Source organism: Aggregatimonas sangjinii, assembly GCF_005943945.1.
GTDB lineage: Bacteria > Bacteroidota > Bacteroidia > Flavobacteriales > Flavobacteriaceae > Pelagihabitans > Pelagihabitans sangjinii.
The window spans coordinates 226,448-250,711 of sequence record NZ_CP040710.1; the positions used below are offsets into that span (position 1 = coordinate 226,448).

General features: G+C 45.0%; 17 protein-coding genes and 1 pseudogene. 8 read left to right on the top strand and 10 right to left on the bottom strand.

Features of this window, described 5'->3' with window-relative positions; all coding sequences use genetic code 11:
- Positions 1-20: 20 nt before the first annotated feature.
- The 3 genes and pseudogenes from FGM00_RS00900 to FGM00_RS00910 all read left to right on the top strand — a co-directional run.
- Positions 21-1,298, top strand: a pseudogene (locus FGM00_RS00900) (efflux RND transporter periplasmic adaptor subunit); the annotation flags it as partial.
- A 94-nt stretch (positions 1,299-1,392) separates the two neighbouring features.
- Positions 1,393-3,690: a TonB-dependent receptor gene (locus tag FGM00_RS00905; protein ID WP_138851100.1), complete on the top strand. Its 2,298-nt coding sequence runs from the start codon at positions 1,393-1,395 to the stop codon at positions 3,688-3,690.
- A gap of 110 nt (positions 3,691-3,800) precedes the next feature.
- Entirely contained in the window at positions 3,801-4,157 is a 357-nt protein-coding gene (locus tag FGM00_RS00910) for a heavy-metal-associated domain-containing protein (protein WP_138851101.1), read from the top strand.
- A 75-nt stretch (positions 4,158-4,232) separates the two neighbouring features.
- Here the strand turns inward: FGM00_RS00910 and FGM00_RS00915 are convergent, their stop codons facing one another.
- Positions 4,233-6,560 carry a T9SS type A sorting domain-containing protein gene (locus FGM00_RS00915; protein WP_138851102.1) on the bottom strand — a complete coding sequence of 776 codons (2,328 nt, stop codon included), beginning with the start codon at positions 6,558-6,560 and terminating at the stop codon, positions 4,233-4,235.
- A gap of 207 nt (positions 6,561-6,767) precedes the next feature.
- On the opposite strand from FGM00_RS00915, the gene FGM00_RS00920 reads away from it, so the two are divergent.
- From FGM00_RS00920 to FGM00_RS00935, 4 genes are all read left to right on the top strand, one after another.
- Positions 6,768-7,325, top strand: coding sequence for a YeeE/YedE family protein (locus FGM00_RS00920; protein ID WP_138851103.1), 558 nt, complete (start codon positions 6,768-6,770; stop codon positions 7,323-7,325).
- 4 nt (positions 7,326-7,329) lie between these two features.
- The gene (locus FGM00_RS00925; protein ID WP_138851104.1) at positions 7,330-7,743 is read left to right on the top strand and encodes a DUF6691 family protein; all 414 of its coding nucleotides are present in this window, start codon (positions 7,330-7,332) and stop codon (positions 7,741-7,743) included.
- Between the two features lie 140 nt (positions 7,744-7,883).
- Complete coding sequence (locus tag FGM00_RS00930; RefSeq protein WP_138851105.1) at positions 7,884-8,849, top strand: transporter; 966 nt, start codon at positions 7,884-7,886, stop codon at positions 8,847-8,849.
- A gap of 12 nt (positions 8,850-8,861) precedes the next feature.
- Entirely contained in the window at positions 8,862-9,914 is a 1,053-nt protein-coding gene (locus FGM00_RS00935; RefSeq protein WP_138851106.1) for a DUF3179 domain-containing protein, read from the top strand.
- 144 nt (positions 9,915-10,058) lie between these two features.
- On the opposite strand, the gene FGM00_RS00940 is transcribed toward FGM00_RS00935, so the two are convergent.
- The 8 genes from FGM00_RS00940 to miaB form a co-directional block, all read right to left on the bottom strand.
- Positions 10,059-12,350: a hypothetical protein gene (locus FGM00_RS00940; RefSeq protein WP_138851107.1), complete on the bottom strand. Its 2,292-nt coding sequence runs from the start codon at positions 12,348-12,350 to the stop codon at positions 10,059-10,061.
- Between the two features lie 106 nt (positions 12,351-12,456).
- Entirely contained in the window at positions 12,457-14,088 is a 1,632-nt protein-coding gene (groL, locus tag FGM00_RS00945; protein WP_138851108.1) for a chaperonin GroEL, read from the bottom strand.
- A gap of 184 nt (positions 14,089-14,272) precedes the next feature.
- Complete coding sequence (locus FGM00_RS00950) at positions 14,273-14,551, bottom strand: co-chaperone GroES (RefSeq protein WP_138851109.1); 279 nt, start codon at positions 14,549-14,551, stop codon at positions 14,273-14,275.
- Positions 14,552-14,706: 155 nt separating this feature from the next.
- Positions 14,707-15,096, bottom strand: coding sequence for a preprotein translocase subunit SecG (gene secG, locus FGM00_RS00955; protein WP_138851110.1), 390 nt, complete (start codon positions 15,094-15,096; stop codon positions 14,707-14,709).
- 6 nt (positions 15,097-15,102) lie between these two features.
- Positions 15,103-16,005, bottom strand: coding sequence for a hypothetical protein (locus FGM00_RS00960; RefSeq protein WP_138851111.1), 903 nt, complete (start codon positions 16,003-16,005; stop codon positions 15,103-15,105).
- Between the two features lie 105 nt (positions 16,006-16,110).
- Entirely contained in the window at positions 16,111-16,632 is a 522-nt protein-coding gene (locus FGM00_RS00965) for an LptE family protein (RefSeq protein WP_236262861.1), read from the bottom strand.
- A gap of 84 nt (positions 16,633-16,716) precedes the next feature.
- Positions 16,717-17,991, bottom strand: coding sequence for a sigma-54 interaction domain-containing protein (locus tag FGM00_RS00970; RefSeq protein WP_138851112.1), 1,275 nt, complete (start codon positions 17,989-17,991; stop codon positions 16,717-16,719).
- Positions 17,992-17,998: 7 nt separating this feature from the next.
- Positions 17,999-19,444: a tRNA (N6-isopentenyl adenosine(37)-C2)-methylthiotransferase MiaB gene (miaB, locus tag FGM00_RS00975; protein ID WP_138851113.1), complete on the bottom strand. Its 1,446-nt coding sequence runs from the start codon at positions 19,442-19,444 to the stop codon at positions 17,999-18,001.
- Positions 19,445-19,786: 342 nt separating this feature from the next.
- On the opposite strand from miaB, the gene FGM00_RS00980 reads away from it, so the two are divergent.
- Complete coding sequence (locus tag FGM00_RS00980; protein ID WP_138851114.1) at positions 19,787-21,061, top strand: LVIVD repeat-containing protein; 1,275 nt, start codon at positions 19,787-19,789, stop codon at positions 21,059-21,061.
- Between the two features lie 49 nt (positions 21,062-21,110).
- Here the strand turns inward: FGM00_RS00980 and FGM00_RS00985 are convergent, their stop codons facing one another.
- Positions 21,111-24,257, bottom strand: coding sequence for a WD40/YVTN/BNR-like repeat-containing protein (locus tag FGM00_RS00985; protein ID WP_138851115.1), 3,147 nt, complete (start codon positions 24,255-24,257; stop codon positions 21,111-21,113).
- Positions 24,258-24,264: the final 7 nt, after the last annotated feature.

Here is a 24,264-nt window from a genome sequence, read left to right on the forward strand (position 1 = left end):
CCTTAATAAAACAATAACAGATGAAAAAAAATAGTATTTACATCGGATTGGCCGTTTTAGTGGGGCTTTTGGCCGGATATTTGATTTTCGGAAATAGTTCTGATGAAATAACAGCCGAAGAACATCATCATAGTCAGGAAACGGCAGCAACGCAAATGTGGACATGCTCTATGGATCCCCAAGTGATGCAGCCCGAACCGGGGGATTGTCCCATTTGTGGTATGGATTTAATTCCCGCGGAGTCGGATAGTGAAGGTCTGTCAATAGGTGAGTTCAAAATGACCAAAAACGCCATGGCACTGGCCGGTATTCAGACCATTAAAGTTGGCTCCGGCGGTTCCGGCGACAATACCTTAAAACTTTCGGGAACGATAGAAGAGAACGAAAAAGCGGTGGCCACCCAAGCCTCTTATTTTGATGGTCGTATCGAAAAACTTTTTGTCAACTTTAAGGGCGAAGAGGTCAGGAACGGACAACAATTGGCGACCATTTACTCCCCAGAACTGGTTTCGGCCCAACAGGAACTAATCACTGCCGCAAGTTTAAAAGAATCACAACCATCTTTATACAAAGCAGTGCGCAACAAACTGAAGTTATGGAAACTCTCCGAAAAACAAATCGAAAATATTGAAAGGTCTGGTCAAGTTCAGGAGAATTTTCCGGTTTATGCGAATGTCTCCGGTACGGTTTCCGAAATCATGGTCGAGGCCGGGGATTATGTAAAAAAGGGTTCGGCCTTGTTTAAAATCGCTGATTTGGGTACCGTTTGGGCGGTCTTCGACGCTTATGAAAATCAGGTTTCACAATTAAGAGAAGGACAGCAAATCGAAATCATTACCAAATCGTATCCCGATAAAAAATTCGATGCGAAGATTTCCTTTATAGACCCTGTGTTGAATTCATCCACAAGAACCATTGAAGTTAGGGCGGTATTACAGAATGCCAAAGGGCTATTTAAACCCGGAATGTTCGTGGCAGGAACGCTGGAATTGTCCGCCGACAAAAAAGAGGATATGATTATAATCCCGGAAAGTGCGGTACTTTGGACAGGCGAACGCTCCGTGGTATACCTGAAAACCAGCGCCGAGGACAGGACTTTCGAAATGCGGGAAGTTATGGTCGGCGATATCGTGAATGGTGGATACCAAGTCTTATCCGGTTTGCAGATTGGGGATGAAATTGTAACGAATGGAACGTTCACCATAGACGCCGCAGCACAACTAAAAGGGAAAAAATCGATGATGAACGAAGATGGCGAAAAGGCGATGACCGGGCATGAGGGGCATCAAAGTATGCAGGATGACAAAATTGAGTAACGGGTGTACTACTAGAACCGGAATATCCCGACGCTCAAGGGTGTCATATCAGGGTGTTATAGTTTATTTGAGAACAATGGATAAATTTAAATTGGCGGTATTATTCTTCGTTTTTCAAACGGCTTGCTTCGCGCAAGACAAAATTGATGGGGTGGTTTTAGAAATGACCGCGGCTAACAAAGAAGTTGCGTTGCAGGGAGCCAATGTCTATTGGTTGAACTCCCAAATAGGCACGATTACCAATGGCAAAGGCGAGTTTAATATTGCTTTTTCCGACGAGTACAACAAGTTGGTCATCAGTTATGTAGGTTTTGAAACCGATACCTTGACCATTACATCGCCCGGTACCATTACCCACATCCTACGACCGTCGAGCGAATTGGACGAGGTCGTGGTGGAAAAAAAGCGCGATGCCGTGCAAAAATCGTTCGCCAGTACCCAAAACGTAATTACAGTAAACAGCGCCGAATTGCTAAAGGCGGCCTGTTGTAACCTGTCGGAGAGTTTTGAGACCAATCCGGCTATAGATGTGAACTTTTCGGATGCCTTAACGGGCACCAAGCAGATCCAGATGTTGGGCCTTACCAGTCCGTATCTGTTGATTACCCAAGAGAACATTCCCATGGTGCGGGGCGCCTCACAGGCATACGGACTCACATTTACCCCAGGTACTTGGGTAGAGAGCATTCAGATTACCAAGGGTGCGGGTAGCGTAGTGAATGGCTATGAAAGTATTTCGGGGCAGATCAATACCGAGCTGGTGAAGCCTTTTACGGATGAACTTTTATTTGTAAACGCTTACGGGAATGTTAATGGTCGCCTCGAGTTGAATACGCACATCAATACAAAACTGTCGGATAAAATAGGTACGGGAATATACATCCATGGAAATCTCAGGAATAAAAAGGAAGAGAACAACGGCGATGGTTTTTTGGATGCCCCTGTGGCCGATCAAATCAATATCATGAACCGATGGCAATACCAGAATGCCGAAAAGGGGTGGGTTAGTTTTTTGAATCTACGGTATTTGAACGATGAAAAGCAGACCGGGGAAATCGATTTTGATCCGGATGCCTGGATTCGACTTCGTTCGGCCAACGAATCGGGCAGTTTAGACGATAGTACATATCGTACCCAGAGCGAAGCCTTAGGGTGGGGTAGCGAAATCAATACCCAGCGCTTTGACGCTTCTTTAAAGTTGGGGTATGTATTTCCGGAGCTTCCCTTTCAGAGTTTCGGATTCCAAACCTCGTATAGTGACCATCGGCAGGATTCCTACTATGGCTTCAATCGATACGATATCGACCATAAAAGTGTATTCTCCAACCTTTTGTTCAATTCGATCATCGGCGATACGCGGAACAAGTTCACCACTGGGCTCACCTATGCCTATGACCGTTATAACGAGTTGGTGAACACTGGCAATTTTTCTAGGCAGGATGTATCCGCAGGTGCGTTCTTTGAGTATAGCTATGAGAATTTGGAGAAATTGAGTTTAACGGCCGGCCTCCGTATCGATAGCCACAATCGCTTGGGTACCTACCTCACCCCGCGTCTTCACATGCGGTATACTCCTTGGGATCGTGGGAGTTTGCGTGCCTCTTTTGGAAGAGGAAGGCGGGCGGCCAATATTTTTGCCGAAAACCAACAACTGTTCGCATCGGCAAGGGCAATCCAAATTTTGGATACCGAAGGTAGTATTTATGGCCTAGACCCCGAAGATGCATGGAATTATGGTGTCAGCTTTCTGCAAGGCTTCACTTTTTTAAATCGGCCTGGGAACATTACATTGGACTATTATAAAACAGATTTTAAGAACCAGGTAGTGGTCGATTGGGAGAATCCGAACGCGGTGTTTTTTTATAATTTGGACGGAAAAAGTGTTGCCAATAGTTTTCAGGTAGAGGTAAATCATGAAATCCTGAATAGTTTAGAGCTACGAACAGCTTATAAATATTACGATGTCAATACCGACTATAGGAACGGCAATTTGCAAAAACCGCTGCAAGCGCAGCACCGCTTTTTTGTGAATTTGGGCTATGAGACGCAAGCAAAAGAGAATGGAGCCCAATGGAAATTCGATTATACCTTGCATACCCTTGGGGAGCAACGTTTGCCGAATACCGACGTAAACCCGCCGGAATTTCGACTGGGTGAATTCGCCCAAGGATATAGTTTGATGAACGCACAGGTCACCAAGGTGTTTTCAAAAGCAATGGAAGTCTATGTCGGAGGCGAGAATTTGACTAATTTTAAACAACAAAATCCCGTATTGGGAGCAGAGGACCCTTTTGGCGCAAATTTTGATACCAGCATCGTGTACGCTCCTATAATGGGAAGAATGTTTTATGCGGGGTTTCGATATAAATTGTGATAAGAGAAGAACAAAAAGAGAAAAGAGAAAAGAATAGAGAGTAGAACACGGGCGTGTCGACTATTCTATTCTGTTCCCTCAATTATACAAAGTGTATTAAATCAAAAATCATGAAGAAGCTATTTTTAGTACTTGTATTGGCATTGACTACCACCTTGGCGTTTGCCCAGGATAAGAACAAGAAAATGACCATGGAGGTCGACGGCAAATGCGATATGTGCAAAGCACGCATTGAAAAGGCGGCGCTTGGGGTAAAAGGGGTAAAGTATGCGTATTGGGATATTCCCACCCATCAATTATCATTGATATTGGACGAGCGCAAGACCGACCCGATGCAGGTGAAAACCGCCTTGGTCGCTGTTGGCCATGACACGAAAGAATTGAAGGCCACCGAGGAAGCCTACAATGCCGTACACCCCTGTTGTAAATATCGGGACGATGCCACCGACGATAGCGAAAAGCATTAACTACATACATAGCGACGCGTCCAGATCTTAAGAAGAATGCTCTTCTGACCTGGACGCGTCTTCATATTCATCAGGCTAGCGGTTATCGACTAAAATTGAATGTACTTGCCTTCGTAATCTACTCTCCAATATGAGATAATATAGCCCATCCGGCAGTTCGTTCATGCTCATCCGCTCCAAGGAGGCGTGGTCGGTATTAAAAACCTTTTCGGAAACCGATTGGCCGTTCGAATTGAATACCGTTGCGGTCAGTTTTTGATTTTCATACCCTCTAAGGTCGATGTTCAATTCCCCTTTCGTTGGATTGGGGTATACCATCGAAACGGTTTCACCCCTACTCGAACTGCCTTCATTCGCAACGGTAACCGTTAAATCGATAGTGGTTCGGCACCCCTCGGAAGAGGTCAACACATACGTCCCACTGTTGGCAGCGGTAACGGCCCCGATATTATAATCATCGCCTACCACCGTCCCATCTGGAAAGGCAACGGTAACACTAATGTTATTGGGTAGCATACTGAACATGACCTCGGTACCAGAGGTAACGGTCAAGGCGTTTTGTCCGCTCGACCAGACGCCATTCAACCGATATTCCGGTATAATTCGACCAGGGGCACAGCTTTCCGAGCTCTCTGTTACCTTCAAATCAACGACCGTAGTGCAACCTTCGGAGGAAGTCAATAGGTACGGGCCACTATTGGCCGGGGTAACGGCCCCAAGGTTGTAATCGTCGCCCACGACGGTACCATTGGGAAGTTCCACGGTAACCCCAATGTTATTCGGTAGCATACTGAACATGACCTCGGTGCCGTAGGCCACGGTCAAATCGTTCTGGCCGCTTGACCAAACACCATCCAGCCGATATTCCGGTATGATCTGACCAGGGGAGCAGCCCTCTTCATCGCCTTCCACGGTCAAATTGATGATTGTGGTACAGCCCTCAGATGAGGTCAGCAGGTAAGGGCCATCATTAGCTGGGGTCACTGCCCCGAGGTTGTAATCGTCACCTACAATCGTGCCGTCGGGCAATTCTATGGTAAGCCCGATATTATTCGGCAGCATACTGAACATCACCTCGGTGCCATAGGTAACGGTCAGCTCATTTTCTCCGCTCTCCCATACGCCATCCAAACGATATTCGGGGATGATTTCCCCTGAGGCACAATCTTCTTCTTCGGGAGTCGGTGCGGTATAGGCGCTCAACTCCGCAACATAGGCATCCACCGAAATCCCATCATCCGACCCACTCCAGTCACTTCCGAACAATAAGCGCGTTCCGGAGGGACTGATAGTAACATGCGGTTCTCCCCAATAGTCGATTTCGTCCTCGTCGGATCGATGATGAGCTACGCGATACACTTCACCATCAAATTCATTTACTTTGGCGATAAAGAGCTCCTGATCCAAGATTTCGACTCCGTCTTTTTCATACCCCATAGAAGACACCGCGACCCAACCACTTTCTGAATTTTTATGTGCCAAGGCTGAAATATGTGTTCCCGATTTCGAATAGCCGTAATCCTCGGTCGGTGTTACCGCAAAACAGTTGCCCGTGGTAGCATTATGTGCCACCAGCGTGCCTAGACAACCCCCATCCGGACCTTCGGCAAAGGAAATGGCAAAATAGGCATCGTCGCCATTGCTTAATTTTCCCAGACAGGAGTGTTCTCCCTTTTCGATGTTGAGGTCCCTTACAAAGTTGCCGTCACCGTCATAGACCGAGGTGTTGTGGTAGAATAAATTTCCGCTGGGAAAGGGCATAGGTGCCGTATAGTTGATATCGGTTATGTTGAATTCGGTAAGGACACCTGTTGATATTCTATAGTAAAAGGCACTGGAATTGCCGCATCTAAACGAGAACACATCGCTGTCCCATGACATCATTTGAACATCGTTGCCCGAACTCAATCCGGCAGAGCAACCGCTCAGCGCTCTCATATTATCAATTATCGTCTTAGATTGCGTGTTGACATTGTAGCGGATTAAATCGTCGGTATTGTTATCCATATAGAATAGGATATCGGGATCTGAAAAATGCCAAAATACGGCTTCTAAATCATCAGGTCGGATATCCGATAGGTCGCGTATGAAGGTATAATCCGTGCCATTCAATAACCTATGGCCGCTCCTTACCGCGTAAACGATGAGCAGACTTTCATCGGCGTTCCAAGCTTGAATCGTACTGTACATGGGTACGATCGATCTTCCGGAATTCGCCTCCGAAATTCTTCTAATCGATGTATTGGGAAAGGAAGAGTCGGTAACGGCATCCAGATAGGCGGGTTTCGCCAAGGGCTGCATCGGGTACTGTGTGAGGTCGTTAGCGGAATACCCTTCGGATAAATCCTGCGAAAACACGCTAAAAATCGAAAATAAAGCAATAAGGGAAATGTACTTTTTCATAGGTCAACTAGTTTAGGGGTTATTGACTTACTACTTTGCGTACAAATCGGTTTGGGGATAAAATACTAGTTACAAGATACAATTTATTTTGGGAGTGGGATATTGTTTATGTCAGTAGATGCGAAACCAGTGGATTCCTGTTTTATTTTGAACAATTGCCAAATTAATTGCGCGATTTGTATTTCTTTGCATTTCTAATAGTGATGTATGGAGTGGATATATGAACCTTGGCCGTGGTATGTTTCAGGCCCAATGATCGCCCTTATTATGTTCTTGCTGCTCATGGTAGGAAAGAATTTTGGAATGTCTTCGAACCTTCGAACCCTATGTACCATCTGTGGCGCTGGAAATACTGCGGACTTTTTTAAATTTGATTGGAAAGCGCAACGCTGGAATCTTGTAGTGGTCTTGGGAGCCGTAATCGGCGGTTTTATCGGGGACCAGTTCCTTTCGATGGATACGGCCGTCGCCATTAATCCTGAGACGGTAAGCGACTTGAAATCTCTCGGATTCGAAAGCGCAGGCACCGCCTACATGCCATTCGAACTTTTCGATATCAGCGCGTTTACCGATGTCAAAAGCCTCGCGGTTTTGACAATTGGGGGTCTTTTGGTTGGTTTTGGTACACGCTACGCAGGCGGATGTACATCTGGACACGCTATTTCCGGTCTGAGCGATTTACAACTCCCTTCCTTGATAGCCGTTATCGGATTCTTTATTGGTGGCCTGACCATGATTCATTTTATCTACCCCCTAATTTTTTAATATCATGAGAACCGTATCCTATTTGATTATCGGTATCCTTTTTGGTATTACCATGTTTAAGTCAGAGGCAGCATCGTGGTTTCGAATCTATGAAATGTTCAAGTTTGAATCTTTTCATATGTACGGCATCATAGGTTCAGCCTTGGTCCTTGGCATTATTGTGGTTCAAGCAATCAAACTATTGCCGATAAAATCGTTTTATGGGGAAAAAATCAATTTCAGTCCAAAAGCCAAGAGCTTCAGCAGGTATATGTTCGGGGGCATAATTTTCGGATTGGGTTGGGCGTTGGCAGGAGCTTGCCCCGGACCTATGTTTACCTTGGTGGGTGCCGGCTTCGCACCCATTTTGGTGGTTATCGTATCTTCCATTCTCGGAACTTTTTTATACGGTCTTTTAAGAAATAAACTACCCCATTAGCTAATTGCCATAGCATCTCTAGCTTCGATTTCATAGACTCAAAAGGAGTGTAAGCAGATGTTAAAACACGGGATGAATTTATTAAAGCTGTAAGGAAGGCTTCCATTTCAACACTAAATCGGTATTGTCCTGAAGTTGAAATGATGCGGATTCTTTTTCTAAGTCTTTTTTTGGCGGGTTGTCAGCCGCTTTTATCCCAAACTTGTTGTTCGGGCGGGGTGCCGTTGTCCAATAATCTGGGTCTTCCCAATGAAGGTGGAGGGTCTTTGACCCTTGGTCTGAATTATGATTACAACAACCTGAATACCTTGAATGTAGGCTCCGACAAGTTAGACGATGATTCCAGGTTGCGAAACACCAATTCTTTATTGCTGAATCTGGGGTATTCCTTTACCGATCGGTTATCTGTAGAATCGCTGTTCACTTGGGTCAACCAAACCCGCACCATAGCCCAATTCGGAAACGAAAATTTTACGGAGACCACGGGTTTGGGCGACGCTGTTTTATTGATAAAATACGCCTTCCCGGAAGTATTGGGCGGCAGCTCGGTGTTGAATTTGGGAGCGGGGGGAAAAATCCCACTAGGAAAATCTGATTTGACGACCGAAGAAGGAGTACAGTTGAACGCAGATCTTCAGCCGGGAAGCGGCGCTTGGGATGCCCTTGGTTGGATGTCGATTTCTAAAAATTTGGGATTTAGACCTTCGGCCACCCTTTCGGGGAGTGTTACCTATAGATATACCGGAAAGAACGATTCCTATTTGAACAATACGGCGGTCTATGAATTCGGAAACGTACTTCAGGCCAATGTGGGGTATACCGATCAATTCTTGCTGTTCAATACCGTCTTTAATCCCGGTTTAATCGTCAAGTACCGCAAGGCGGATTCCGACGAAATCGATACCACTACCTTACCCAATACCGGAGGGGAATGGATTTTTATCAGGCCTGAGCTGCTGGCAAAAATTACCCCTGCCCTGACGCTTTCGACCCGATTGGAAATACCAATTTATAGCTATGTAGATGGTACACAGCTGACCCCGACCTTGCGCTTTAGCGCCGGCTTGTCGTATACATTTAAAAAGAGTACCGTATTGAACCCTTAAATAGATTACACTATGAGAAATGCAATCCTACTACTATTAGTTTCCTCGACCTTATTATGTCAATGTAGCACATCAAGTACTAACAGTCAAACGGTTGATTCCAATGCCACGGAATGGAGCATACCCATTTCGGAAGTTTTGGATGGCGGCCCGGGCCGAGACGGTATTCCCGCCTTGGAAAACCCTAGTTTTTTAACTGCTACAGAGGCTACTTTCTTGGTTGATAACGATTTGGTTATCGGTTACAAAAATGGGGATGATGTTCGGGCATATCCGCATAATATCCTCGATTGGCATGAGATTGTTAACGATAACATCGGTGATGTCTCGCTTGCCGTAACTTATTGCCCCTTGACCGGTACCGGTATTGGGTGGAACCGGATTATTCGAGGCCAGGAAACCACCTTCGGCGTTTCAGGGTTATTGTATCAAACGAACTTGATGCCTTTTGATAGGGCAACGGAAAGTAACTGGTCACAGCTATTGAACGAATCGGTCAATGGAAGTCTTATCGGTGAAAAGATAGACGTGATCACTCTCGTGGAAACCGATTGGAAAACATGGAAGGACCTCTATCCGGATACCAAAGTAGTTGGTCGGGATACCGGTTTTTCAAGAACCTATGGCACTTATCCGTATGGGGATTACAGGACGAACAACACTTCTTTTTTGTTTCCTACACCAAAAGATGATAGGTTGCCCGCTAAAGATAGGGTTCACGCCATCATTGATGAATCGAACGCCAAAGTATTTCAATTTAGCGATTTCACCAGTACTCCTGTAATCAAAGACACCTTTATGGGGCGGAATTACCTTCTTGTGGGCAATGAAAATTTTATCATGTCTTATGCGCTGAACAGTTCGCAGGATGCGCTGGATTTTGAGTATGCCTTCGACGGTAACTCAGAGGTCATTTTTTCGGATAATGAAGGGAATTCCTGGAATATTTTCGGGGAAGCGGTCGCAGGCCCTAGGGAAGGGGAGCGGTTAGCGTCCTCTACGGCGTTTATGGCCTATTGGTTTTCCATTCCTGCATTCTATGAAACGGAAATTTTTGGCAATTAGGTATTTCCTTGTCCCCGAAATCTAAAGAACCGTTCACTACCGGCTAGTGGGCGGTTTTGAGTTTGTGTGCCCTTAATCGGCATCATCGACCATCCTACCCCTGTGGAAGGAAAAGCCTGTATTTTTGGTTAGAGTCCATAGACCCTAATTCACGCGAATGGTTTGAACTTCAGAAAATAACGTACCATCTTGACTCATACCTTCGATATAAAGTTTCAGGTTTTCCAGTCCGTATTTGGGGATTTTAAGGCTAGTCTTTCCTTGCATATCCACTAATAGGGCAGGCTCCCAATGAACTGAACCGTATTGGAGATAATCTTGGGAAGAATAGGAAGAATATTTAGGATTGTAATACTCTTTCGGTCTCTCAAAGCCTTCGTTCAATAGAATATTAGCTTTGGTCTCTAAAGGCTTTTTTCTTTTGCTGGTCACCAATATCGGTCCATGGGTGCTTTGATATATTACGTAGTCAAAAAGGGCCATCGAGTTATCGTAAAAACCAAAGTCGTTGATTCCATCGATTATTACTCCTACTGGAATTTTTTCGGGCCCTCTGGTGTAAAACGCATAGGTTAAACCGCTCTTGTAATCAAAAAAGGTTCGAAAGCCTAGTTTTCTAATGAAATTGGCAAGGGTTCCCTTTTCATCCGTAATTTTCAAACCTGTCATCGAGCTGTTCCTTAAGAAGAATTTTTTTTGCATTTCAGTACTGACGGTAACATTTTCCAGAGTAATGATATTTTCGTTGTCATTAGTTTCTAAACCGGAGAGACTTGAATAGGAGGGGTAGTCCCCAACTTTTTCGGGGTAGCGATACTTGCCAATGTCCAAATCGTCAGGTTCGATAGCCGAGAATGCCTTGAGCTCAACCTTTGGCTTCGAGGGTTTTCCTTCGCCATCAAATAGGATAGCGGATACTGGACTATCTTTAAACACAATAGCGTTCGGAATATCGAATTGTCCCGAATCATTGATTTTTGCAACATACTGGCTATTTGTGCTTCCTTCCAAAAGAAAAATAGTTCGCTTATCCTTCTTCACATTCTGTACGCTGCCGGTCAAAGAAATCCCTTTTTCCATCGATACTTCGTTGTTGGTTTGAGACGTAAATACGTTCGTCCAATCATACTTGCTCCAGCCTTGGCTCAGTAAAAGATTGTCGAGCTCATAACTTTTTTTCCGATCCATATCCCGAAAATAGTAAGGCGCATTTTCTACCTGGGTTTTAATGTAGGGGCGTAATAGGAAAGCGGAGGTTATCGAATTGTTGGGGTGGTTTGCCTTTGTTTCCGAAGGCAGGATGGAGATACTCAGGTTAGTAGGCGTATACTCTTGAGAAAATAGATCGAGCTGAATACTTAGGGAATCTTTGAGATTTTTTTGGCGGCCTATTTTCGTGGAAACATTTCCGATTTTGAGGCCGGCATTATTGAACAAAAGTCGCTCTGCGATTGGGTTCAAGTCTTGGTCGAATAAGGTCAGAATATTGATCCCGGGCCATAATTTATCCTTGGTAAAGGCCAAGGTCTTTTCTTCACCTTCGAACTGAAAGCTGTTCAGCATTAACAGACCATCTCGATGTATGGCAATATGAAAATCTTTGCCCTTTATATTGGTTAGGGTTTTGGCATTCGTATGTAAGGCGATGGTTATTTTCTCTTCATTGAGATTGTTCGCTGAGAAGACAACCCCAGTATCCATTGCTTTGGGTATGGCCTTGGTAATGGTTTTTTCATTTGGCAATGTAATGACCAGCGAATACGCTTTATTCTCTTGATAATAAAAATTGAACTTTCCGATTCCGTAAGTATTACTGTATATGTGTTCCAGGACCTGCGAGCCATCGGTGGCCACGACCTTGCCCTCCTGAAAGGGAACGCCCCTCCCATTTTGGTCCACAAGCTTAAAACTTATCGTATTCCGAGCTTCGGAAAGCATATGTCCCCCTTCTGGCAATAATTGAATACCATAATTCTCGGAGAGTTCGGTATCCTGAGCTGGGCGGGAGCCGTCCCGAATCTCTATTTTTTGGACATAGGAATCATCTTCCTTGAAGTTTTTCATCCATTTTGTATGGGCTTTTACGAAAAAATCCCCGTTACCATATACAGGCTTCACTTCGAAAGAACCTATGGCAATACCTTCGTTTACGTAAAAAACACCTTTGGTCAATTGTTTGCCCTCCGAATTGTAAAGGCCGCAATATAAATTCGTGGTTTTATTGAAGGGTAGACCGGTTTTTGCGTCGTAGAGATAAGCAGTGAACCAAATGTGTTCCCCGTTCAGGTAGGACGTCTTGTTCAGGTGTAAGTATACTTTTTCCCTTGGAAGTTCAAAGTAACGGGAATAGGTACTTTCAAGTTCTTCTACCTCGTTGTTCTGGGAAAAACCGGATTGTAGAAGGGCTAGGAGGATAGCAAATATGAATTTTTTCATGATTTTTAAGCAAGGTTCCCTTTAAAGATAAAGCATAAAAACGAAAAAACCGCCCTTGGGATACATGGGCGGTTCTGACAACTAAATTGTTATTAGTAGGTTACCACTACATCATTCCGGGCATACCGCCTCCTCCCATCGGTGGGCCGGCAGGAGTGTCCTCTTTAATATCGGTCAATGCACATTCGGTAGTCAAGATCATCCCGGAAACGGAAGCGGCATTTTCCAACGCTACTCGAGTTACTTTCTTGGGATCGATGATTCCTGCCTTTAGCATATCAACGTAGTTATCCGATTTGGCGTCATATCCGAAATCGCCCTTTCCATCAAGGATTTTCGCAACGACTACGGAACCTTCTCCGCCAGCATTGGATACGATTGTACGCAATGGTGCTTCAATGGCCCGTGCTACGATCTGTAGTCCGGTCTCTTCATCGGCATTTTCAGGTTTGATCTTGCTCAAAACGGATTTAGCACGCAATAAGGCAACGCCACCACCGGCAACAATACCTTCTTCGACGGCCGCTCGGGTAGAATGCAACGCATCGTCAACACGATCTTTCTTTTCCTTCATTTCCACCTCAGAGGCAGCACCGACATAAAGTACGGCGACACCACCGGCCAATTTGGCCAAACGCTCTTGTAACTTCTCTTTGTCGTAATCGGAAGTCGTTGTTTCGATTTGCGATTTGATCTGGTTTACGCGCGTCTTAATGGTCTTGGCTGCGCCGCTTCCATTTACGATCGTGGTATTGTCTTTGTCAATCGATACCTTTTCACAAGTACCCAACATATCCATGGTCGTGTTGTCCAAAGAAAAACCTCTTTCCTCGGAAATTACCGTACCTCCTGTAAGGATGGCAATGTCTTCCAACATCGCTTTTCTTCTATCTCCGAAACCAGGCGCTTTCACCGCCGCGATTTTTAAAGAACCTCTCAATTTGTTCACTACCAAAGTAGCCAATGCCTCCCCGTCAACATCTTCTGCGATAATCAACAAGGGTTTTCCAGACTGTACAACAGGCTCGAGCACCGGAAGCAAATCTTTCATTGCCGAGATTTTCTTGTCGAACAACAAAATATAAGGGTTCTCCAATTCAGAGGTCATTTTTTCGGAATCGGTAACGAAATAAGGAGACAAATAGCCCCTGTCGAATTGCATACCTTCCACAACATCTACATAGGTATCGGTACCTTTGGCTTCTTCAACGGTGATAACGCCTTCTTTGCCCACTTTGTTGAAGGCTTGGGAAATCAAGTCGCCGATGGTCTCATCGTTGTTTGAAGAGATAGAGGCCACCTGCTTGATTTTTTCCTCTGAATCACCGACTTTTTTGGATTGTTTCGAGAGGTTCGCTACGATGGCCTCGACCGCCTTATCGATTCCTCTTTTCAAATCCATCGGATTGGCACCTGCAGCCACGTTCTTCAAGCCTTCTTTTACGATAGCTTGAGCCAAAACGGTAGCCGTAGTGGTACCATCACCGGCCAAGTCGTTGGTCTTTGAAGCAACTTCCTTTACCATTTGGGCGCCCATGTTCTCTAGAGCATCCGCCAATTCTATTTCCTTAGCTACGGTAACACCATCTTTGGTCACCTGTGGCGCGCCAAAGGATTTGCTGATGATTACGTTGCGACCTTTTGGTCCCAAGGTTACTTTTACTGCATTTGCCAATGCATCGACACCTCTTCGGAGGCCATCGCGTGCATCGATATCAAATTTTATGTCTTTTGCCATAAGTTCATTTTTTATTTTCATTCCCGCGAAGGCGGGAATCGGTTCATTTTTATTTCCCACTTGTACTGAACTCGTTTCAGTAAAGGCGAGAATTTTTTTAGTTATTCTTTATTGTTATTTTCAAATTGCTTAGCGCATCGTGTAGTAAAGATTCCCACCTACGTGGGAATACGTAACGATAATGCTAAATGATTGCAATGATGTACTTCTCTTGCATCATGAGGTAATCGTTACCTTCCCATTTTAGCTCTGTACCACCGAATTTCTCGTAGATAACTTTGTCGCCGACCTTAACGGAGATTTTTTCGTCTTTGGTGCCGGGACCTACGGCAATAACCTTACCTTTTTGGGGTTTTTCTTTGGCGGTATCGGGAATGTAAATACCTGAAGCGGTTTTGGTTTCGGCCGCCATTGGTTCAATAAGAACCCTATCAGCCAATGGTTTAATACTTACTTTAGCCATATGATTTTTAGTTTTAAGTTGAAATTTATATTTGTGTTCTTGAAAAGTTGTATAAAAAGCAGAAATTATGCCATGGTATAAAAACTGACACTTTGTGAAAACAAAAATGCCAGCTTGTCATTTGGGCTGGCATTTTGTATGATGTTCTCTTTATGTTATTGAGCGCTGTCACCTGGAGTCGGTTCCGAAGGTACCGCAGTTGGCAAATCAGCTTCTGGAACGGTTTCGGGAATCGCATCGGGTAATTCTTCGGGTACGGTCGTTTCGATACCGTCACCGTTCAATAATTTAGAGTCGCCATCACCGAACTTACCCGGTAAGGCGATGTTGGATGCTAAAATCAATGCGACCAATATGGCACCTAGCGTCCATGTACTTTTATCAAGAAAATCCCCTGTCTTCTTTACCCCGCCGACAACCTGACTTCCACCTCCGCCAAATGAGGACGACAATCCGCCGCCTTTAGGGTTTTGTACCATAATGACCAAAACCAACAAGAAACAGACTACAATGATGAGAATCAGAAATATTGTAAATGTGCTCATGCGTACTTAGGAATTTTCTTTTTGAATTTTTTCTACCGCTTTAATTCGGTCTGCAAAGAAACCACTTTTTTCCGGATATTTCAAACTTAAAATTTTGTAGGCCTGTAGGGCTTTTTTATACTTTTTTTGCTCTACGTATACCCGTGCCAAGGTTTCGGTCATGAGCTCATTTTGATTGATGTTGACCGACGATGAAATGTCTACTTTAGGACTGTCTTTAGTAGGCACGATTTTCGGATTTTCGGCGATGAACTTGTCGATCAATTCGAATTTTTTGTGCTTCAAAACATCTTCTTCCAACGGAAAGGAAATCGGTTCGAGATCATCTCCGCTTTTGTATTTGTCTTTTCGCTTTATCGTTTTGAGTGAGGCCAGTTGCAACCATTCGCTAAAAGAATGCTTTTCTCTTTTGGTAAAGGGTAGGGGCTCGCCTATTTCCAGAGTTTCGTGTTCGGTGGTCGGCTGTGCGGTCTTTTTGGCTTCAAAAAGTTCTGGGTCCAAAATGGTCTCAGCGTCGGCAACGGTAAGCGGCAGGGGTTGGTCTTCGGTGGATGCCTCTACCGATTTAGTTATGGGTTTGACATCAGCTACGATTTCCTCGGAAGTCGTTTCTATTTCGGCCAAGGGAGTGGCCTTACCGGAAATACGGTCTGCAATGTCGTTTTGTAGAAATTCTTCGGAAGTGATGTAATCGAATAAAATATCCCTATCGGTGGTATAGGCAGCGGCCAATTTCAGGGCATTGTTGTACTTGAAACTATTCAAATTTCGAAGTCCCTTTAAATGAAGAGCCCGCGCAGCCTGAAAATAAGGATACTCGTTAAGGACATCTTCCAATTGATTGGTTTGCTCGGAGGAAACCACCTTATCGGGATGTTGCAAAAGATATGTAAAATCAGGTACGTTCAAATTTCAAGTGTCAAATACAAATAAAAAATTCAAATTCAAGTTTTGCATTATGGGTTAGGCGAGGAATGCCAGATTTTTTTTTCAATACTTTTCTAAAATCCAACATTACCAATCCGCCAAGGAGGCATTAAAAATATCCTGTGTGATCCGCTCAAAGATGATTTCGTGTGCTTCCGACTTTACGGTGGCTAGCTGTAAGTTCGCATCATAATCGAAGAAGAAGGAAAACCGCTGGTCAAAATCGGCATCTTCTTTTGTGTTGTTGTAAAAACGGACTTTCACTGCAATCGTCAATCTATTCTGCGCGGCGTTTTGATCGGCGGTAGCGGTCATGGGAGAAATTCGGTATTCCACGATTTCTCCTTCGTACAATAAATCGGCATTGCCGTTGTTCACCAAGGTCAAGGTCGACTGATCCTGTATGCGGTCTTGCAAGGCCAAGGTGAAATCGCGATCCATACCAGGTTCAAAAGTAGAACCTGGACTCTGGCTCGCATAGTTCTGAAAGTAGTTGACCTGAAAAGTTTCGGCCGTACCTACGTTACCGCCGGTAAAGTTGTACACACCGCATCCGCTTGCGAATAGGGCAAGTACTACGACTAGGATACTATTCTTACTAATATTCAAATTTTTTCGTTTATTTCAAATATCAAATTCAAATAGCCGAATTACAAATAAGAAATCGGCTTTTATCAAAACTTTAATACCGGACTATAAATCGTACTGCTTTATTTTTCGATACAAGGTGCGTTCGGAAATGCCTAATTCTGCTGCAGCGGCCTTTCTTTTGCCTCTATTGCGATCGAGCGATTTTTTGATAAGTTCCACTTCCTTTTCCTGCAACGACAAGGTTTCCTCTTCTTCGATTTCCTCTGCGAAATGATACTTGTCCTCGGTTACGGGTGCTGAATAGGAAGGATTCTCCTGTCTTGATTCCGGCAGATGAAGCACCTCGAGCGCATCTTTTTCTTCTTCGTCCTGAGTGGTTTCGCCGTTGTCGCCGTAGATTTTTTGTATGAGTGTTTCGTTCTCTTCCTGAACCTTTTCGGTATCATTGTTCTTCAACAACTCCAACGTAAGCTTTTTTAAATCGTTCAGGTCACCTTTCATATCGAACAATACCTTATAAAGTATCTCCCTTTCATTGCTAAAGTCGCTCTCTTTGCTTTTTTGGCCAACCACCGCCGGAAGGTTAGAGCCACCAGTAGTGGGTAAGTAGCTGCTTAAGGCTGCTGAACTAATGATTCTGCTTTCCTCTAAGACTGAAATTTGCTCTGCGATATTTCGCAATTGGCGAATGTTTCCAGGCCAACGGTACTTTAATAATATCTGAACGGCATCGTCTTGCAGGCGAATGGTGGGCATTTTGTATTTCTGCCCGAAATCGGAGGCAAACTTTCGAAATAATAAATGAATATCCTCGGTACGTTCCCGTAATGGCGGGATGTTGATCTCAACGGTACTCAATCGATAATAAAGATCTTCACGGAATTTTTCTTTTTTGATGGCTTCGAACATATTCACGTTGGTGGCCGCTACGATTCGCACATCGGTTTTTTGGGTTTGCGAAGACCCCACTTTCAAAAATTCACCATTTTCAAGTACCCGCAACAGTCGCACTTGGGTGGTTAACGGCAACTCGCCCACTTCATCCAAGAAAATGGTTCCGCCATCGGCGACTTCAAAATAACCGCTACGGGTCTGCGTGGCACCGGTAAAAGCACCTTTCTCATGACCGAAAAGTTCACTGTCGATCGTGCCTTCGGGAATCGCCCCGCAATTTACCGCAATATATTTCGCATGCTTTCTATGGGATAACGAATGTATGATTTTGGGAATGGATTCTTTTCCAACACCACTTTCACCCGTCACCAAGACCGAGATGTCGGTGGGTGCCACTTGGGTAGCCTTTTCTATTGCGCGGTTGAGTTTGGGATCGTTCCCGATAATCTCAAACCGTTGTTTTATAGACTGTATGTTTTCCATTTTCTCTCTAATTGTTCTCAGAATACCCCACGGCCTCCCCCATCAAGGTGGCAGAGGTACAACTGGTCATTTTTACCATCACGAAATCGCCTACTTTATAGTGTTCCTTGGGAAAAACAGCCACTGTGTTTTGTGAATTGCGTCCCTTCCAATGGGTATCCGACTTCTTGGATAGGCCCTCAATCAGGATTTCCTGCGTTTTCCCTACGTGCTGTTCGGTCCGGTATTGACAGTGTTCACGCTGCAATGCGATAATTTCGGCCAAGCGTCTTTTTTTGGTTTCCAGGGGTACGTCGTCTTTCAGTTTTCGAGCGGCCATTGTACCCGGTCGTTCGGAGTACGCATACATAAATCCGTAGTCGTACTTTACATACTCCAACAAAGACAGGGTATCCTGATGATCTTCTTCCGTTTCGGTCGGAAAACCGCTGATCATGTCTTGGGAGATGGCACAATCTGGAATGATCTTGCGAATATTATCGATCAATTCAAAATATTCTTCCCTGGTATGCAAACGGTTCATTTTCTTCAAAATCCTATTGCTGCCGCTCTGCACCGGTAAATGAATATAGTTGGGAATGTTATCATTTTTGGCCATGACATGAATTACATCCAAGGTCATATCCTGTGGATTGGAAGTGGAAAACCGAAAGCGCATTTTAGGTTGGGCCTGCGCCGCCATTTCCAGCAATTGTGCAAAGTCGACAGCCGTGGCTTTTTGCATTTCGGAGGCTTTTTCGAACCCCTTTTTCAATCCGCCGCCGTACCATAGGTAGCTATCAACATTCTGACCAAGTAAGGTAACTTCCTTGAAACCCTTATCCCACAACTCGTTGATTTCATTAATAATCGACTGTGGTTCCCGACTGCGTTCCCTTCCTCTGGTAAAAGGCACAACGCAAAAGGTGCACATATTGTCGCAACCCCGGGTGATCGACACAAATGCCGTTACCCCATTGCTGTTCAGGCGAACGGGTGCGACATCGCCATAGGTTTCTTCTTTCGAAAGGATGACGTTTACCGCATTTCGCCCTTCGTCTATTTCTTGAATTAGATTGGGAAGGTCTTTATAGGCATCCGGCCCTACGACCATGTCTACGATTTTTTCTTCTTCCAGTAATTGGCTTTTGAGTCGCTCGGCCATACAGCCCAAAACGCCGACTTTCATATGCGGTCTTTCTTTTTTGATGGCGTTGAACTTCTCTAAGCGCTTGCGAACGGTAAGTTCTGCCTTCTCCCGGATAGAGCAGGTGTTGACCAGCACCAAATCGGCTTCTTCGAGCCGTTCCGTAGTGTTGAAACCTTCGGTGGCCAAGATGGACGCCACGATTTCGCTATCGGAAAAATTCATTTGGCAGCCATAGCTCTCAATATAGAGTTTACGCGTATTCTTTGCGTTTTTCGCTATCGAGAGCGAAGAGCCCTGAACCGATTCGTCTATAATTTTTTCCATTTTGTACCTATCGCATTAGGGGAAGGCAAAGATAGCACTAAATACAGGTTTGTGACAAATTGACAGGCAAAAATTAACCGTAATTGGGAATGATATTCTAACTCATTTGCAAGTGCATTTGAAAATCGATTAGTTATTTTACAGCGGTTTTCGCGCAATCAGGCTGATATGCAAAACTAACCCAAAACAATACCATGCCCAATCAGCATTTATAGCAGTGTACCTTTGTCTTTCCGGTTGGCGCGATTCCTTTTCACATCGAAATATTAAAATTTTCTTGCTCGAACGCAACTATTAGGTATTTTGCTCATCTTTAGGGTGTAACCAATAAATACTCCTCAAATGAAACTCAAGATGCTTTTTTGCGTTTTCGTCGCCTGTTTCTATCTTCTATCTTGCGACGACCAAGACGATAAATACGGTAATTACCTTGTGGCCACTCCGCTAACGATGAACCTGTCGGAATTTAAGGATGATGCGATTGCAGTAACCGATCCCGTACCTATCGAAGTTTCAGGGAAAATATACGCCTATGGCAATTATATTTTCGTGAACGATGTCAATCGTGGTTTTCACGTACTCGATAATACCGATGCCACCGCCCCCAAGAATATCGCCTTTATTAAATTGGAAGGCAATTACGATATCTCGATTAAGAACAATAGGCTTTATGCCGATAGTTATGGCGATTTGGTGGTGATGGATATCTCGGACATTGACAACATTCAGATGATAACAAGGGTCGACAATGCCATTTACGACGATTATGGATATACCTTTCCGACCTACGTAGAATGGCCTCAAGCAGATTTTTATGAATATGGTGATCTTGATTATGCCACCGATGCCATCATCGGGTGGGAAGTACGTACCGAAAAGAGGTTGATTTCCGAGTTTGAAGAACGGTCTAATAATGCGACCTTGGATAATTTCGCCGTCAATAGTGCGGAATCGGGTGCGCCTTCTACCGGCCAAGGGGGTTCTTTGGCCCGCTTTAAAATAGTCGACGAGTATCTCTATGCAGTAGACTATAGTAGCATAAATATTTTTGATATTTCGGATTTGAACAATCCACAGACCCTAGAGAAGGTTTGGGCCAACGGCACCATTGAAACCATCTTCAATCAGGGCGATCTACTTTTCTTGGGCGGTACCCAGGGCATGTATATTTATGATATCTCTACACCGGCCACACCTACCTTTGTTTCGGAATTTCGACATGGCACTGCTTGTGATCCTGTTGTCGTAGATGGGGACTATGCCTACGTTACCCTTCGCGGGGGCAATGTCTGTGGGGGCACCGAAAGCGGATTGTACGTAGTGGATATCTCAACTCTGGAAACCCCCGAATTGAAGACCTTCTATGCCATGAGCGAACCCTATGGTCTCGGCTTCAAGGGAGATAGGCTTTTTGTCTGCGATGGCAGCAATGGGTTGAAGGTGTTCAATAAAGCGCTGTCGCCGAACCTCATACAAATCAATCATTTTAAGGATATAAATACCTACGATGTGATACCCTTACCAAACTCACTTTTGATGATCGGGGACAAGGTGCTCCATCAATACGAGTACACTCAGGATAACATTCGTCTGCTCAGCAGCTTTCAACTGGATTAAGATGTGGTCTTAAAGTATGCATACGCTCTTCGTAAGTATCGGGCGAGAACTATTCCAAGGATATCATTTTGATTTTGTTTTCCGTAACTTGATTATTGATGGTGTCGATATATTCCTGCATTAAAGCATTTAGTGCGTTAATTTCGGTATCCAATTCTTTGGTAATCTCCGCGAAGAATTCCAGCGCCTGATCGGTCGGTGGGTAATCGCCTCGTTGCGAATCGGCCATTAAAAAAGCAAGGCGATTGTTGATTCGTATACCGTAATTCAAGGGGTCTTGCCGGCTTTGGTTTTTGGTCATATGAATGTTGTTCTCTATTACATCGATTTTCGTTTCGAACGCTTTGATAAGGTCCTGAAGTTGTTGATGATCTTTCGATTTTCTTTTGAGATAGTCCAAATCTTTCTTTACCGTTCTGATTTCGGTGATGGCGTTGTTGGCACGGCTCACTTGGTCGCGAACGGCCATAAGAAAATCGAATTGCTTTTTGAAGTCCATTTCCGTGTTGGGCAGTCTGGGGTCTTTTAAAACCGAAAAAGTTTCTTCCAATACCTCGCCATTATAGGTCATTCTCACCTTATAGTCGCCAGGTATCGCCTTAGGGCCAACATTGGGCGACGAGTAAAAAACCATCCCTTCGAAAGTCTGATAGCCCGGATACCTCATATTCCAGATAAGCCGATTTCCACCTGAGGTTACTTTTAAAGGTTTCTCGGCCTCCGGGTCCAATTTGTTTTCCTTGGCAGTGGTAGCGAATTTTTGGATGGGTGTCCCGTCCATTTCGAGAATTTCAATCCGCACGGTATCGGTTTTCTTGCTGTCTTTTATGTAATAATTTATAATGGCCCCGTTAGGATGGTTTTGCCCGTAAAGTTTCGTGTTCGGTTCTCCCCTTCCATCGGATTGTTGCATGCGATAGGCCCGATCTGGTTTGAATAGATGAAAGTCCTTCCCGGCCATTTTCGATGAAAGCTGATGTAATGGCGTTAGGTCATCTATCATCCAAAAACTACGACCATGGGTCGCAGCGATCAAGTCGTTGTCCCGTACCTCAAGATCTCGAATGGCGGTTATGGGCAAATTCAGTTGAAAAGACGACCAATTGGCCCCATCGTCAAAAGAGACGTACATGCCCCATTCGGTTCCGGCGTATAAAAGTCCTTCCCTGGTCTTGTCGGAGCGGATGGCGCGGGTGTAGTGGTTTTTTGCTATTCCAGAAGTGATGACTTTCCATGTTTTTCCATAATCGGCGGTTTTATATATGTATGGTGTATAATCGCCGAATTTGTAGGAGGTCGCCGCGACATAGGCCGTTCCTTTTTGAAATGGGCTGGGGTCGATGCAGTTGATCATGTTCAATTTCGGGCTCATAGCGGCGGGGGGTGTGATGTCTTCCCAGTTGGCACCATTGTCACGGGTAATGTGAATGAGGCCATCATCGCTACCTACCCAAATGACACCTTCTTCCAGTGGCGATTCATTGATGGCAAAGAGGTTCGAGTAGAATTCCGCTCCAGTATTGTCCTGGGTAATCGGGCCGCCCGAAGACTTTATGGTTTCCGGAAGACCGCGTGTCAGGTCCGGTGAAATGGTCTTCCAAGTCTGTCCTTCATTGGTAGTGGCATGCAGGAAGTTCGATCCGGCATACAGGGTGTTCTGATCGTGAATGCTAAATTTTACGGGGAAATTCCAATTAAAGCGGTATTTCATGACTTCGGCTCCCGAGCCTGCGGGATTATCGGGCCAAATGTTGATGGAACGGGTTTGGTCGATGCTGTGATCGGTGCGCATCATATATCCTTTATAGGTGCCTCCGTACACAATATCCGTATTCTTTGGATCGGGAGCCAAGTGCGCACTTTCGCCACCCGCGGTAGGTTCCCAATCGCGTTCTGTAATAGTGGCTCCCGAGCTACGACTTTTTATGCGCACGGTACTATTGTCTTGTTGCGCCCCGTAAATGCGATACGGAAATGTATTATCGGTCACGATTCTGTAGAACTGGGCGGTTGGCTGATTGTAATAGGTAGACCAATTGTTACCACCGTCATTCGAGATTTGGGCCCCGCCATCATCGGCGATGACCATGCGCTTATTGTTTTCCGGGTCTATCCAAAGGTCGTGGTGGTCTCCATGGGGCGCATTCTTTAATTCGAAAGTTTTGCCACCGTCGGTCGAAACCCCGTAACTCACGTTCATTACATAGAGCTTGTCTTTGTTTTGGGTATCGGCATAAATGCGCGTATAGTACCAAGCTCGCTGTCGCAGCGCTCTGTTTTCATTTATTTTTTCCCAAGTCTTTCCGGCATCATCGGAGCGATAGAGTCCGCCGGCCTCTGCCTCTATCAAGGCCCAGACCCTATTGGAGTCTACCGGCGATACGCTTATGCCCACTATGCCCCATGGTCCTCCGGGCAATCCGGGAAGTTTCGAAATATCGGTCCATGAGTCGCCAGCATCCGTGCTTTTAAACAGTTTACTGCCCGGGCCGCCGCTATCCATTCGGTAGCCGTTGCGTTTCATTTCCCAAGTGGCGGCATAGAGTATTCTGGGATTGTTGGGGTCCAAGACTAGATCGCCTCCACCGGCCTTATCACTCTCATATAGGATTTTTTCCCAGTTCAAACCTCCGTCTGTCGAGCGGAAAATACCACGCATCTCATTGGGTTTCCACAGGTTGCCAATTGCGGCGACGTAGACGATATCGGGATTGGTGGGGTGAATTCGAATTCGTGCGATATGTTCCGATTCCTTAAGACCTATAAATTTCCAGGTTTCGCCGGCATCGGTACTTTTCCAAAGTCCGTTGCCAGAGGAAACATTCCCCCTCAACGTCTGTTCGCCTTCACCTACGTAAATAATATTAGGATCCGACTCGGAAACGGCAACCGCCCCGATCGAACCGCCAAAGTAGCCATCGGAAATACAACTCCAGCTACTGCCAGCATCGGTCGTTTTCCATACACCTCCGCCAGCGGTACCCATGTAGTATAGGTCCGGGTCTCCAATTACACCGGATACCGTTCCTGCCCTTCCTCCCCGAAAAGGGCCTATCAGGCGCCATTCCAAACTGTTGTACAGCGATTCCGGGTAACTCGTGATAGCGTCATTTTTATTTTTTTTGCGTTGTGCGCTCGATTCCCAAGAAAAACCTAAAAGAAGAATCGCGAAAAGATAGAAAAGTATTTTTTTCATAAGGTTA

What these genes read in the sequence shown, in the direction of transcription:
- miaB (WP_138851113.1), bottom strand. Translation starts at nt 19,444, where the DNA reads ATGGAAAAAATTATAGACGAATCGGTTCAGGGCTCTTCGCTCTCGATA.
- FGM00_RS00920 (WP_138851103.1), top strand. Translation starts at nt 6,768, where the DNA reads ATGGAGTGGATATATGAACCTTGGCCGTGGTATGTTTCAGGCCCAATG.
- FGM00_RS00970 (WP_138851112.1), bottom strand. Translation starts at nt 17,991, where the DNA reads ATGGAAAACATACAGTCTATAAAACAACGGTTTGAGATTATCGGGAAC.
- FGM00_RS00905 (WP_138851100.1), top strand. Translation starts at nt 1,393, where the DNA reads ATGGATAAATTTAAATTGGCGGTATTATTCTTCGTTTTTCAAACGGCT.
- FGM00_RS00935 (WP_138851106.1), top strand. Translation starts at nt 8,862, where the DNA reads ATGAGAAATGCAATCCTACTACTATTAGTTTCCTCGACCTTATTATGT.
- FGM00_RS00910 (WP_138851101.1), top strand. Translation starts at nt 3,801, where the DNA reads ATGAAGAAGCTATTTTTAGTACTTGTATTGGCATTGACTACCACCTTG.
- FGM00_RS00940 (WP_138851107.1), bottom strand. Translation starts at nt 12,350, where the DNA reads ATGAAAAAATTCATATTTGCTATCCTCCTAGCCCTTCTACAATCCGGT.
- secG (WP_138851110.1), bottom strand. Translation starts at nt 15,096, where the DNA reads ATGAGCACATTTACAATATTTCTGATTCTCATCATTGTAGTCTGTTTC.
- FGM00_RS00950 (WP_138851109.1), bottom strand. Translation starts at nt 14,551, where the DNA reads ATGGCTAAAGTAAGTATTAAACCATTGGCTGATAGGGTTCTTATTGAA.
- FGM00_RS00980 (WP_138851114.1), top strand. Translation starts at nt 19,787, where the DNA reads ATGAAACTCAAGATGCTTTTTTGCGTTTTCGTCGCCTGTTTCTATCTT.
- groL (WP_138851108.1), bottom strand. Translation starts at nt 14,088, where the DNA reads ATGGCAAAAGACATAAAATTTGATATCGATGCACGCGATGGCCTCCGA.
- FGM00_RS00985 (WP_138851115.1), bottom strand. Translation starts at nt 24,257, where the DNA reads ATGAAAAAAATACTTTTCTATCTTTTCGCGATTCTTCTTTTAGGTTTT.
- FGM00_RS00915 (WP_138851102.1), bottom strand. Translation starts at nt 6,560, where the DNA reads ATGAAAAAGTACATTTCCCTTATTGCTTTATTTTCGATTTTTAGCGTG.
- FGM00_RS00930 (WP_138851105.1), top strand. Translation starts at nt 7,884, where the DNA reads ATGATGCGGATTCTTTTTCTAAGTCTTTTTTTGGCGGGTTGTCAGCCG.
- FGM00_RS00925 (WP_138851104.1), top strand. Translation starts at nt 7,330, where the DNA reads ATGAGAACCGTATCCTATTTGATTATCGGTATCCTTTTTGGTATTACC.